The organism is Kitasatospora aureofaciens (assembly GCF_019192735.1).
In the GTDB taxonomy this organism is placed as follows: domain Bacteria; phylum Actinomycetota; class Actinomycetes; order Streptomycetales; family Streptomycetaceae; genus Kitasatospora; species Kitasatospora aureofaciens_A.
Window position 1 is genome coordinate 18,560 of sequence record NZ_JAHTKP010000059.1, and the last position, 11,909, is coordinate 30,468.

Below are 11,909 nucleotides of genomic sequence, written 5' to 3' on the forward strand. Positions count from 1 at the left end.
GTCTGGTTCGTCATCTGTCTTTATCGGAAGGAGAATTGCCGTGGTCAAGCTCGCCTACAACGCCAACGGCCTGCGGACGCTCTCGCTGGAGCGGGCGATCGAGGTGGTCGCCGACGCCGGGTACGAGGGTATCGAACTCTCGCTGCACCCCTCGCACTTGGACCCGTTCGCGTTCGGCCCGGCCGAGGCGGAGCAGGCGCGAAAGGCGCTGGAGCGCTCCGGGCTGACGGCCTGCTGCCTGGCCGCCGGGGCCGACAACCTGCTCGGGCCGGAGCGGTTCGAGCCCTCGCTGATCCACCCCACCGCCGAGGGCCGGGCCCGGCGCGTCGACCTGGTGCTGCGCTCGGTCCGGATCGCCGACGAACTCGGCATCCCCTACGTCAACTTCGCCACCGGCAAGCGCAAGCCGGAGGTCCCCGCGGAGCAGGCCCGCCAGTGGCTGGTGGAGGGCATCCGGCAGGTGCTGGACGGTCCGGGCAGCGCGGTGCTGGCGATGGAGCCGGAGCCGGAGTTCTTCCTGGAGACCAACGACGGGGTCGCGCGCCTGGCCGACGAGCTGGCCTCGGACCGGTTCGCCCTCGCCCAGGACCTCGGCCACTGCCGGGTGGTGGAGGAGGACTACCTCGGCTCGGTCGAGCGCAACCTGCCGTACACCAGGATCATCCAGGTCGAGGACATCAAGGGCCGGGTGCACCACCACGAGATCCCGGGGGACGGCGACATCGACTTCGCCGGGTTCTTCTCGGTCCTGCGGCGCGGCGGCTACGACGGGTACGTCAGCGTGGAGCTGTACAACCACGCGGACGGCTACGAGCACGCGCTGCGCCGCAGCCGCGAGGTGCTCACCGCCGCGCTGGCCGCCGCCGAGCAGCGGGGCTGAGGCCGCCGTGGCCGCCGGCCGGCCCGTGCCAGGGCCACCGCCCCCACCGCCGCCGCTCGCGCCCCGGGCCCAGCACGGGACCGGCCTGACGCCGCTGTTCGACCACCACATCCACACCGATCTGCGCAACGCCGACGACTACGAGCTGATGGCGGTCAGCGGGGTGCTCACCGCGCTGGCCCCGTGCTCGGCCTCGCTGGAGACCCGGGCGTCGGGCGACGCGTTCGCCGCCCGGTTCGAGAGGCTGGCGGTCGCCGAGACCGGGCGGGCCGCCGCGTACGGGATCGACCTGCACGTGGCGCTCGCGGTGCACGCGGCCGACATGGCCGGGCTGCCGGGCGCGCTGGCCGGGATCGAGGCGCTGGAGGGCTTCCTGGACCACCCGAAGGTCCGGGCGCTCGGCGAGCTCTCGCTGCGCGGCGGCGGCCCGGACGAAGTCGAGGTGCTGGAACGGCAGTTGAAGCTGGCGTCGGCGCGCGGCCTGCCGGTGCTGGTGGAGTCGCCGCCCGCACTGCCCGCCTTCCGGGAGCTGCTGGCGCCGCTGGCGGGCGCGGTCGAGCGGGCCGGCATCGACCCGGCCTCGATCGCCCTGCTGGACCTCGACGAGGCGCGGATCGACCTGCTGGCCGAGCATCCGGCCCTGCGCGGCCTCGGCCGCTACGGGATCGCGGTGGCGCCCCGGCAGGACGCGCTGTTCCAGATCCGGGAGAAGCAGTCGCACCGCGAGGTGCTGCGCCTGCTGGAGCGGTTCGGCCCGCAGCGGCTGATGCTCAACACCGGTCTGCACTTCGGTTCGGCGGACCCGCTGGGTCTGGCCCGGACGGTGCACCGGCTCCGACTCCATGGTGTCCCCGAGCAGATCGTGAGGGCTCTCGCTCATGACAACGCGGCCGAGTTCTTCGCCGTACCGCACCGGCTCCCCGCCCACTGAGAACACGCTGCCGACCGAGCACGCACTGTCCCCTCAGAACACGCTGCCCACCGGGAACGCGCTGCCCGAGGAGGGCCTGCCCACCGACCGGGTGCTGGCCGACCTGGCCGGCCTGTGCGCCGCGGACCACGACTACCGGGACGGCACGGTCTTCAACTCGATCTGCTCGACGCCGCTGCCGATCGCCGAGCGGGTCTTCGCCGCCCACCAGCAGGCCAACCTGGGCGACAACCGGATCTTCCCGTCGCTGCCCCGGGCCGAGGCGGAGGTCACGGCGATGCTGGCCGGTCTGATGGACGGGCCCGGCGCGGCGGGCGTGGCCACCTCGGGCGGCACCGAGGCGAACCTCCTGGCGGTGCTGGCCGCCGTCCGCCGTCACCAGCGGCGCTTCGGCGACGGCGTGCCCGCGCGGGTCCTGCTGGGCGACAGCGCGCACTTCTCCTTCGACAAGATCGCCGCGCTGCTGCCGGTGGAGGTGGTCCGCGTCCCCTCCGACCAGCGGCTGCGGGTGGACACCGCCCGGCTGCTGCCCCTGATCACCCCGGACACCGCGCTGGTGGTGGCCACGGCCGGCAGCTCCGAGTCCGGCGCCGTGGACGACGTCCCGGCCATCGCCGCGCACGCCTCGGCGCTCGGCGTCCCGCTGCACGTGGACGCCGCCACCGGCGGCTTCCTGGTGCCGTTCGCCCGCGAGCTGGGCGAACCTCTGCCGCCCATCGGGCTGTCCGTACCCGGGGTCACGTCCGTCACGCTGGACCCGCACAAGTACGGCGGCGCGCCGATCCCCGCCGGGCACGTCCTGTTCCGCGACCCGGAGGACCTGGCCGCGCTGCGCACCGCCTCGCACTACCGGGGCACCTTCGACCACCACGCCCTGCTGGGCACCCGGCCCGGCGGCGCGCTGCTGGCCACCTGGGCGGCGCTGCGGGCCCAGGGCCGCAGCGGCTACCGGGAGGCGGTGGCGGGGCTCTGGGAGCGCCGGGAGCTGCTGGTGCGGCTGCTGGCCGACGCCGGGTTCGAGGTCGCCCCGCGCCCCGAGCTGACCGTGGTGACGGTCCGCCACCCGAGCCCGGAGAAGCTGGTCGACGCGCTGGAGCGGCGGGGCCTGATCGCCTCGGTCGCCCGCCGGCTCGGCCTGCTGCGGCTGGTCGTGCACTGGCACCAGAGCGAGCAGCAGCTGCGCTGCCTGGTCGCGGTGCTGGCCGAGGTGAACGGAGGCGGGCCGTGAAGGTGCTGTTCGTCTCGATCAACAAGCTGAAGTCGTTCCGGCCGGTGCTGCCGATCGGCATGGTCACCATCGCCACCCAGGCCCGCGCGGCCGGACACCAGGTCCGGACGCTGGACCTGATGTGGGAGGAGGACGACGAGCCGGTCGTACGGGCGGCGGTGCGCGACTTCCGGCCGGACGTGGTCGGCATCTCGATCCGCAACGTGGACTCGCAGAACATGCTGGAGCCGGTGGTCTACACGCCGCTCGCCCGCGAGGTCGCGGACTGGTCCAGGGACGAACTGCCGGGCGTCACCGTCCTGTTGGGCGGCCCCGGGTTCTCCACCGTGCCGGAGGACCTGATGGACTTCGTCCGGGCGGACTACGGCGTCACCGGCTTCGCCGAGGAGTCGGTGCAGCCCCTGCTGGAGCAACTGGCCCGGGGCCGGCGGCCGCAGGACGTCCCCGGGGTCATCTACCCGGACGGGCAGGGCGGTTACCACCGGCGCGAGGCGGTCTTCCGGATCGACTACCGCAAGGCGGCCCGCCCCGACCCGGCGCTCTACGACCAGCGGTACTTCGACTACTCGTACGAGACGCACGACCGGAGCCTGAAGGTCCCCGCGACCATCCAGACCAAGAAGGGCTGCGTGCTGGAGTGCGTCTTCTGCAGCAACTTCCTGGTGGACGGCACCGGGGTGAAGTTCGACGAGGTCTCGCGGGTGGCCGACGAGGTGGAGCGGCTGCGCGACGAGGGCCTCGAAGTCCTGGAGATCGTCGACGGGGTGTTCAACCTGCCGCTCAACTACGCGCTGGAGGTGCTGCGGGAGTTCGTCCGCCGGGGCATCCGGATGCCGTGGTCGTGCATGGTCAACCCGGGCAACGTCACCGCCGAGCTGGTCGACCTGATGGCCCGGACCGGCTGCTACTACGTCGAGTTCGGCACCGACTCGGCCTGCGACCGGATCCTGCGCGGGCTGAAGAAGAACTTCCGCCAGCGCCAGATCGTCGAGTCGCACCGCCGGTTCGTCGAGGCCGGCATCCGCGTCGAGCACTGCCTGTTCATCGGCAGCCCCGGCGACGACCGGGACTCCGTGCGCGAGACCTTCGAGGTGATGGGGCAGCTCGTCCCGCCGGCCGCGCCCGACGTGCACGCCTTCTGGACGCTCGGCCTGCGGGTCTGCCGGGGCACCGCCCTGCACGCCACCGCCGTCGCCGAGGGAATGATCACCGGAACGGAGCGATTCATCGTGCCCAAGTACTACGCGTCGCGGGCCGTCATGACGGACGACGCCCTGCTCGACGAGATCCAGGCCCGCGTCCTCGCCAACGACAACTGGTACCTGTGGTGGGGCCTGTCCTCGATCGGCCTGCGCGAGCGCATTGCCATGGCCCGCGCCGAGAGCGAGCGGATCGAGGCCGAGCTGAACGACCACCTGCCGCCGCGCCGCCCGCTCCCGCTCGCCGGGGGCCCGCGACCCGCCGGAGGCACCCGATGACCGCCGGGGTGGACCTGCGACTGACCGGCCCCGGGAAGCTGGACGTCGGCGAGGCCCACCTCCCGACGGCCCCGCTCGGCCCGGACGAGGTGCTGGTCGAGGTCGACCGGGTCACCCTGTGCGGCAGCGACCACGCCCTGTACGACGGGAGCTACGGCGGCCCGAGCAGCTACCCGCTGCGGTTCGGCCACGAGTGGTCCGGACGGGTGGTCGACACCGGCGCCAACGGCCGTTCGCTGCTTGGCCGTTGGGTGACCGGCGACTGCTCCCGCTGGTGCGGCGACTGCCCGCGGTGCGCCACCGACCGCAACGTCTGCGCCCGGATCCAGAAGTTCGGCCTCACCGTCGACGGCTTCTCCACCCGCCTGCGCACGGTGGACCGCCGCTACCTCTACCCCGACACCCACGACCTCGGCCCCGGCCTGCTGGCGCTCTCCGAGTTCTTCGCGGTCGCCGCCCACGGCCTGCACCGGGTGGACCCGCGGCCCGACGAGCGGGTGCTGGTGATCGGCGCCGGCGCCCTGGGCCTCGCCTCCTACCTGCTGCTCACCGGCGCCTACGGGGTCGGCCGGGTGGAGCTGCTGGAGGCGGACCCGGCCAAGGCGGCCGCCGTCGCCGAACTGCTCCCGAGCGCCCCCGTCCACACCGCCGAACCCGAGCCGGACACCGCCGCGCAAGCGGCCGGCGGCTACGCCGCGCTCACCGCCCAGGCCCGCTACGCGCTCACCGTCGACTGCTCCAGCGGCGCGGGCGGGCTCGCCACCGCACTGGCGGCGGCCAGCCCGCGCGGGCGGGTGCTCTGCTTCGGCCTGCGCCGCAGCGCGGCCCTGCGCACCGACCTGCTGGTGGCCAACGCGCTCACTCTGGTCGGCTCGATCGGAGGCACCGGCGGCTTCGCCCGGGCCCAGGAGTTCCTCGCCGGCCACCGGGAGGAGGCCGCCCGGCTGGTCACCCACCACCTGCCCGCCGAGCGGGCCGCCGAGGCCTTCACGCTCGACCCCCGCACCCGGATCAAGACCCAGCTGCTGTTTGGAGAGGAGCCCCGGTGACCACCGACCACCGACCGCCGCACCTGCGCTATCCGGAGATCCGGGAGGCCGCGCTCGCCGACCTGGCGGCCTTCGAGAAGCTCAGCCCCGACCAGGTCCCCGACCACCAGTTCGCGTTGCTGCGCCGCCAGTTGGACCACGCCTTCGCCAACTCGCCGTTCTACCGCGACACCTGGGCCGCCCGGTACGGCTCGCTGCGCCCGGCCGACGCCGACGCGCTGCGCGCCCTGCCCTTCACCACCAAGAAGGACATGCGCGCGGCCTACCCCTTCGGTCTGCTCGCGGTCGGCCGCGAGGAGCTGATCCGCTACGGCGAGTCCACCGGGACCACCGGCAGCCCCACCTCCTCGGTGATCACCTACGAGGACTGGATCCGCGGCAACGTCGCCGTCGAGCGGTCCGTCGCCCACGTCCTCGGCCCCGGCGACCTCACCTTCATCGCCATCCCCTACGAACTGGCCTTCGCCTCCTACGACCTGGACCGCGCGCTGGAACAGGTCGGCGCGGCGGTCGTCCCGGTCGGCACGCTCAGCCTGGTCTGCCCGTTCGAGCGGATGGTCGAGATGATGTGGACGGTCCACCCGTCCGCCCTGGTCTGCACCCCGAGCCGGGCCCTGCGGCTGTACGACATGCTCAAGGACGCCGGACGCGACCCGGCCGAGGTCGGGCTGCGCACCTTCCTCTACGTCGGCGAGACCTGCTCGGAGGCCAAGCTCGCCAAGATCGCCGCGCTCTGGAACGTCCGCCTGTCCAACGCGTACGGCTCGACCGAGACCAACTCGCTCGGCCTGGTGTGCGAGCGCGGCAGCCTGCACCTCACCGAGGACCGGCACCTGTTCGAGGTGATCGACCCGGAGACCACCGAGCCGGTGCCCGACGGCAGCGCCGGCGAGCTGGTCATCACCTCGCTCAGCAGCCGGGCCATGCCGCTGCTGCGCTACCGCAGCGGGGACTTCGTGACCGTCTCCGCCGAGCCGTGCGCCTGCGGCAGTCCGCGCCGGATGCTCTCCCACCACGGGCGGGTCAGCGAGCAGCTGATCGTCGGCGGACGGCGGATCAACAAGCTCGCCCTGGAGCAGACCGTGCTCGCCACCGACGGCGCCGGCCTGTACTGGGCGGCGGGCGTCCGCGGGGACAGCCTCGACATCCGGGTGGAGGCCGAGGGCGACGACCCGGCCGCGCTGTGCGCCGCCGTCGCCGACCGGGTGACCGCCGAGTTCGGGGTGGGCGCGACGGTCGCCCCGATCGACCGGGCGCAGGTCCGCCGGGCGATGGACCGGATGCTCAAGCCCGGCAGCCTGACCGTCGAGGACCTGGAGGCGGTCTCATGACCACGCCCCTGCACCCGGGCCACCCCGGGACCGTCGCCGTCGTCGGCCTCGGCCGGCTCGGCTCGGTGCTCGCCGACCGGCTGGCCGAGCGGTTCACGGTGCTGCTCCACGACGCCGATCCGAAGGTGGCCCGGCAGGTCGCCGCCGACCTCTCGCTGCCCGACATGGAGCCGCGCGAACTCCTCGCGGCCGCCGACACCGTGCTGCTCTGCGTCCCCCCGCAGGACACCGCCCGCGCCCTGCGCCGGCTCGCCGCGCTCGCCGGACAGCTCGGTCGCCGCCCGCTCTTCGTCAACCTGGCCACCAGCGTGCCCACCCACGAGCTGCCGGAGGTGGGACTGGAGGTCGTCGGGCTCAAACCGGTCTGCCAGTTCACCGCGGTGGCGCTCGGCCTCAAGACCGTCCTCGTCACTTCTGCGCCCCGCCGGATCACCCTGCTGCGCACCCTGGCCGCCGACCTCGGCGAGGTGGTGCTCGGACCGGAGGAGGTGGTCGGACCGGCCAACCGGGCCGCCACCAAGGCCGCCCTGCGCGCCTGTGCCGACCTGGCCACCGAGCTGACTGGGCGCGGCCTGCCCGCCGAGATGGTGCAGGCCGCGATCCGCAACGTGCTCGTCGGCACCGCGCTGGACTACCCGCCCGCGGACACCAACCCCTACACCCGCTCGGTGCTGGACGAACTGGCCGCCGAGGCCGCCGCCCCGGAGCCACAGCCCGCGGCCGCGCTCGGCTGGGCCGCCTGGGCCGAGCGCCCCGCCACCCCCGGAGGCCCCGCATGACCCAGGAGCCGGACGACCGCGCGACCCCCACCGCCCTCCACACCAGCGCGCACAGTATCGGCGCGCACTGCGAGACCGCCGCGCTGCGCACCCAGCTGGCGGCGCACGGCCTCGACCTGAGCGAGGCGATGCTGTTCGGCCTGGCCGGCGGCATCAACTTCATGCACATGCCGGCCCCGCCCGGCGGGCGCGGCTTCACCGGCGGGCGCAACGGCCCGTTCCCGGACTTCACCCGGCGGATGGCGGCCGGGGTCGGCCTGGACCTGGACGTGGCCGTCACCGACGACCCCGACCGGGCCTGGCGGGAGCTGCGCACCGAACTCGACCAGGGCCGCCCGGCGGTGGTCTACGTGGACCTGTTCCACCTGCCGTACTTCCACGCCACCCGGCACTTCGGCGCCCACGCCGTCGTGATCCTCGACCACGACCCCCGGGCCGGCACGGTCACCGTCTCCGACCGGCCCGCCCTGCCGCAGACCATCGGCACGGCCGAGCTCGCCACCGCCCGCGCCTCCGGCCACCAGCCGTTCCCGCCCCGGCACGCCCTGCTGCACGCCGACTGGAAGGCCGCCCGGCCGCCGGCCGAGGCCGACATCCGCCAGGGCATCCGGCTGTCCTGCCGGGCCATGCTCCACCCGCCCGTGCCCACCTTCGGCCTGCGCGGCCTGGACTCCTTCGGCGCCGGGCTGCGCCACCTCCTGCGCAGCGACACCCCGCCGCTCGCCGTGGTCGAACAAGTTGCGGGCAACTACGTGGACTTCGAGCTGGCCGGCACCGGCGGGAACGCCTTCCGCAACCTGTTCCAGGCGTTCCTGACCGAGGCCGCCACCCTCACCGGCGACAACCGGCTGGCCGACGCCGCTCTACTTTGCGCCGACAGCGCCGGGCGCTGGGAGCAGCTGCTGGCCGTGCTGCTGCCGGACTGGACCCCGGCCTTCGCCGAACTCGGCGAGACGTACCGGGCGAAGGAGGTCAACTTCCTGGCCGGCACCGCGGATTCACTCGCGGAGGCGGCCCGGCTCGGCGAGCGGCTGCCCGCGCTGCGCGCAGCGGCCGCCGACGAGCTCGGCCCGGTGCGCTCGCGGCTGGCCGAGGAGGTGGCGGAGGCGGTGCGGACCATCGCCGAGACCGAGCGGGAGCTGTTCGCCCTGCTGGGGGACGTGTGAGTGAGCTGACCGGCCTGACCGGGCTGTTGCCGGCCGTCCGTACCCCGCCGCACCACCCGCTCGCCACCGAACCGGACCGCCGCGCGTACGACCAGTACCTGGCCGCCCGCAACCAGTACAAGGAGGAGTTTCTGGACCGGCTAGAGGCCCTCTGTGACAGCGGTCCGGTGCTGGAGGCCGGCCCCGGCTACGGCGGGTTCGCCGGCCTGCTGCTCGCCCGCCGGCCGGTCGACCTGCGGGTCCTGTGTACCGACCCGGGCGCGACCGGCCTGCTGGGGGAGCGGCTGGACGGTGCGGTGCCGATCGGGTACTGGGACACCGGCCGGCCGCTGCCCGCCCACCTCGCCGGGCGCCACACGCTGGTCTACGGCGTGCACGCGCTCGGCGGCTGCACCGACCCGACCGGCCTGCTGACCGCGCTGGCGGCCGCGCTGGCCCCCGGCGGCCGGCTGCTGGTCAACGACCTGCGCCGGGACCCGGACCCGTTCATCCTCGAATACACCCTGCGCGAGATGGCGGCCGACGACTCCCCCGAGGGCGGTTACCGACTGCGCACCTACCTGGACTCCCTGCGCGGCGCCTGGACCTGCGCGGAACTGCGCGCCCGGCTCGACGCCGCCGGGATGGACGACTGGGCCGTCGAACCGGACGGCCCGATGGCACTCACCGTCGAGCACCACCGTTCCTCTGACGACCGGAGAGGCTGATGAGCCAAGAAGCGATCACCCGGAACTTCCTCGACACCCCGAGTTTCTGGCGCGACTACCCCGAGCGGGACATCGAGTTCGTCCGCTGGTACCCGTGCGACGTCAAGCCGCTGACCGCCGAGCAGATCTACGCCCGGCGCGAGAAGTTCCCCAAGACCACGTCCTTCTACGTGCACATCCCGTTCTGCAACCAGGTGTGCACCAGCTGCCCGTACAACAAGTTCTCCACCCGCAACACCCTGGTCCGGCGCTACATCCAGGCGCTCAAGCGGGAGATCGAGCTGTACTCGCAGCTGCCGCACATCAAGGACACCGTCTTCACCTCCGGCTACTTCGGCGGCGGCACGCCCACCACGCTGCGCGCCGAGGAGCTGGACGACCTGCTCGGCTTCATGAAGCAGCGGCTCAACTTCAGCCCGGACTGCTCGGTCACCATCGAGTCCACCCCGGTCGACGTCGACCAGCAGAAGCTCGACGTGCTGCTCAAGCACGGCGTCAACCGGATGAGCCTGGGGGTGCAGACCTTCCACGACCCGCTGCTGCGCTACCTGGGCCGGGCCCGCGCGCACACCGGGGAGTCGGCCACCCGCACCATCGAGCTGATCGACCGCAGCGGCCTGGAGAACCTCTGCATCGACTACATGATCGGCATCCCGGGGCAGACCGGCGAGCTGTGGGAGCAGGACATCCGCACCCTGATGGACCTGCCGGTCACGTCGTTCTCGGTCTACAACTACGCGGTCATGCCGGGCTCCGAGGTGTTCTTCGCGCTGCAGAGCGGCGCCACCCCGCCGTGCCCGAGCACCCGCGAGGCCGACGAGATGTACCAGTACCTGCACACCACGCTGATGGACGCGGGCTACCTGGCGCTCACGTACAACGACTTCCTGGAGCCGATGCGCCCCGAGTGGGAGGCGGCCGGGGTGAAGACCTACCCGGTGCTCAGGGACGGCAGCAAGCCGTACCGCGGCCTGGAGACCGACACGTTCTACCTCACCGACCACCTGTCCCAGATCTGGGGCCGCTGCGGCGACATGGTGGCCATCGGCTCGGGCGCGTACGGGTACCTCAACAACCACATGTACCTCAACGAGCCGGACATCGAGGGCTACATCAGCCGCTGCAACGAGGGCCGGCTGCCCGTGGTCATGGGCGCCTACACCGACGAGCACGAGCAGCGCTGCCGGAGCCTGGTGCTCGGCCTGAAGCTGCTGCGGGTCAAGCGCGCGGTCTACCGCGAGCGGCACGGCGTCGACCCGTACGAGTACTTCAAGGACAAGATGGACGACCTGGTCGCCAAGGGGCTGATCGAGGTCGACGCCGAGGCCATCCAGGTCACCTACCCCAAGGGGTGGTACTACATCGACAACATCTCCAAGACGTTCTACTCGGACGCCAACCACCGGCTCCCGCAGCCCACTTCGGCGAGCACCGAGATCCTCAAGTGGCAGCTCGACCGCACCGACGGCCGAAAGGGGCTCCCCGTTGTCCAGCTCTGACACCAGCGCCCGCCGCACCCGCCGGGGCGGCCGGATCTTCGACCTCGCCGAGCGGACGCCGCAGGGCGACCCGTTCGAGGACGCCGAGGAGTGCCGCGCGTACGACCGCAGCGTGCGCACCTCGATGATCATCCCGATGCAGCACATGATGAAGCTGATCGGGCCCGACTGCGGCCCCGAGAAGGAGGTGCTGGAGATCGGCTGCGCGAGCGGGCTGCTCTCGCTGCGCCTGGCGGCGCTGCACCCCGACTCCACCTTCACCGGGCTGGACAGCAACGACGCCTTCCTGGAGGTCGCCCGGGAGAACACCATCTTCGCCAACCTGGTCTCCTACGGCGGCGACTTCGCCTGCGACTGGGCCCGCTACACCCGGCTGCCGTTCCCCGACGACAGCTTCGACGTGGTGTTCAGCTTCTGCGCGATCAACCGGTGGGACAAGCCGGAGCGGATCCTGCCCGAGCTGGCCCGGGTCTGCCGCCCCGAGGGCACCGTGCTGCTGTACGACCTGGCCCGGGACGCCGACGAGGGCATGGTCTCCTTCGTGCTGCAGTACGCCGGCGGCGACGCGAACGCGTTCATGCGCTCGCTGCGGGCCTCGTACTCCACCGACGAGATGCGCGAGCTGCTGGACAAGGTGGGCCTCGGCCACTGGAGCATCGCCAAGGAGGGCATCAACCTGGTCGTCTCCTCCCGCGCCCGGGAGACCGGCTACACCGTCGGCGAGCCCGGCATCTACGAGCGGATCTTCGACTGACGATCCGTGGGCTCCCTTCAGGTGCTGACGATTCGTCAGTTCACCTGCGGGCGCGGCGCACCCGGAACCCGGTGGCGCCGCGCCCGACCCGCCGCAACGGAAAGGAA

Annotated in this window: 11 protein-coding genes; all 11 read left to right on the plus strand. The window is 72.8% G+C overall.

All coding sequences use genetic code 11. The annotated features are described in order from the left end of the window. The first annotated feature begins 40 nt into the window (after positions 1–40). The 11 genes from KV557_RS33925 to KV557_RS33975 are packed head-to-tail and all read left to right on the plus strand — an operon-like array spanning position 41 to position 11,802. Entirely contained in the window at positions 41–880 is an 840-nt protein-coding gene (locus KV557_RS33925) for a sugar phosphate isomerase/epimerase family protein (RefSeq protein ID WP_218205414.1), read from the plus strand. 7 nt (positions 881–887) lie between these two features. Then, positions 888–1,811 carry a deoxyribonuclease gene (locus KV557_RS33930; protein ID WP_218205415.1) on the plus strand — a complete coding sequence of 308 codons (924 nt, stop codon included), beginning with the start codon at positions 888–890 and terminating at the stop codon, positions 1,809–1,811. Continuing rightward, on the plus strand, positions 1,759–3,039 hold the full coding sequence (gene mfnA, locus KV557_RS33935; RefSeq protein WP_218205416.1) for a tyrosine decarboxylase MfnA: 1,281 nt from the start codon (positions 1,759–1,761) through the stop codon (positions 3,037–3,039). Before KV557_RS33930 ends, mfnA begins: the two co-directional genes overlap by 53 nt. After that, the gene (locus KV557_RS33940; RefSeq protein WP_308130206.1) at positions 3,036–4,517 is read left to right on the plus strand and encodes a B12-binding domain-containing radical SAM protein; all 1,482 of its coding nucleotides are present in this window, start codon (positions 3,036–3,038) and stop codon (positions 4,515–4,517) included. The genes mfnA and KV557_RS33940 overlap by 4 nt, the downstream gene beginning before the upstream one ends. Beyond that, positions 4,514–5,566: a zinc-dependent alcohol dehydrogenase gene (locus tag KV557_RS33945; RefSeq protein WP_218205417.1), complete on the plus strand. Its 1,053-nt coding sequence runs from the start codon at positions 4,514–4,516 to the stop codon at positions 5,564–5,566. Before KV557_RS33940 ends, KV557_RS33945 begins: the two co-directional genes overlap by 4 nt. Next, entirely contained in the window at positions 5,563–6,897 is a 1,335-nt protein-coding gene (locus KV557_RS33950; protein ID WP_218205418.1) for a phenylacetate--CoA ligase family protein, read from the plus strand. The genes KV557_RS33945 and KV557_RS33950 overlap by 4 nt, the downstream gene beginning before the upstream one ends. Continuing rightward, the gene (locus KV557_RS33955; protein WP_218205419.1) at positions 6,894–7,676 is read left to right on the plus strand and encodes an NAD(P)-binding domain-containing protein; all 783 of its coding nucleotides are present in this window, start codon (positions 6,894–6,896) and stop codon (positions 7,674–7,676) included. Before KV557_RS33950 ends, KV557_RS33955 begins: the two co-directional genes overlap by 4 nt. Next, positions 7,673–8,842, plus strand: coding sequence for a BtrH N-terminal domain-containing protein (locus KV557_RS33960; RefSeq protein WP_218205420.1), 1,170 nt, complete (start codon positions 7,673–7,675; stop codon positions 8,840–8,842). The genes KV557_RS33955 and KV557_RS33960 overlap by 4 nt, the downstream gene beginning before the upstream one ends. Further along, positions 8,839–9,549 (plus strand): methyltransferase domain-containing protein, encoded by a 711-nt coding sequence (locus KV557_RS33965; RefSeq protein ID WP_218205421.1) that lies wholly within the window; start codon positions 8,839–8,841, stop codon positions 9,547–9,549. The genes KV557_RS33960 and KV557_RS33965 overlap by 4 nt, the downstream gene beginning before the upstream one ends. After that, positions 9,549–11,048 carry a coproporphyrinogen-III oxidase family protein gene (locus KV557_RS33970; RefSeq protein WP_218205422.1) on the plus strand — a complete coding sequence of 500 codons (1,500 nt, stop codon included), beginning with the start codon at positions 9,549–9,551 and terminating at the stop codon, positions 11,046–11,048. The genes KV557_RS33965 and KV557_RS33970 overlap by 1 nt, the downstream gene beginning before the upstream one ends. After that, positions 11,035–11,802 carry a class I SAM-dependent methyltransferase gene (locus tag KV557_RS33975; protein WP_218205423.1) on the plus strand — a complete coding sequence of 256 codons (768 nt, stop codon included), beginning with the start codon at positions 11,035–11,037 and terminating at the stop codon, positions 11,800–11,802. The genes KV557_RS33970 and KV557_RS33975 overlap by 14 nt, the downstream gene beginning before the upstream one ends. Positions 11,803–11,909 lie beyond the last annotated feature (107 nt).

Bases quoted from the DNA above. Each gene is read 5' to 3' on its own strand.
- KV557_RS33955 (WP_218205419.1), top strand. From the start codon at position 6,894: ATGACCACGCCCCTGCACCCGGGCCACCCCGGGACCGTCGCCGTCGTC.
- mfnA (WP_218205416.1), top strand. From the start codon at position 1,759: ATGACAACGCGGCCGAGTTCTTCGCCGTACCGCACCGGCTCCCCGCCC.
- KV557_RS33960 (WP_218205420.1), top strand. From the start codon at position 7,673: ATGACCCAGGAGCCGGACGACCGCGCGACCCCCACCGCCCTCCACACC.
- KV557_RS33945 (WP_218205417.1), top strand. From the start codon at position 4,514: ATGACCGCCGGGGTGGACCTGCGACTGACCGGCCCCGGGAAGCTGGAC.
- KV557_RS33970 (WP_218205422.1), top strand. From the start codon at position 9,549: ATGAGCCAAGAAGCGATCACCCGGAACTTCCTCGACACCCCGAGTTTC.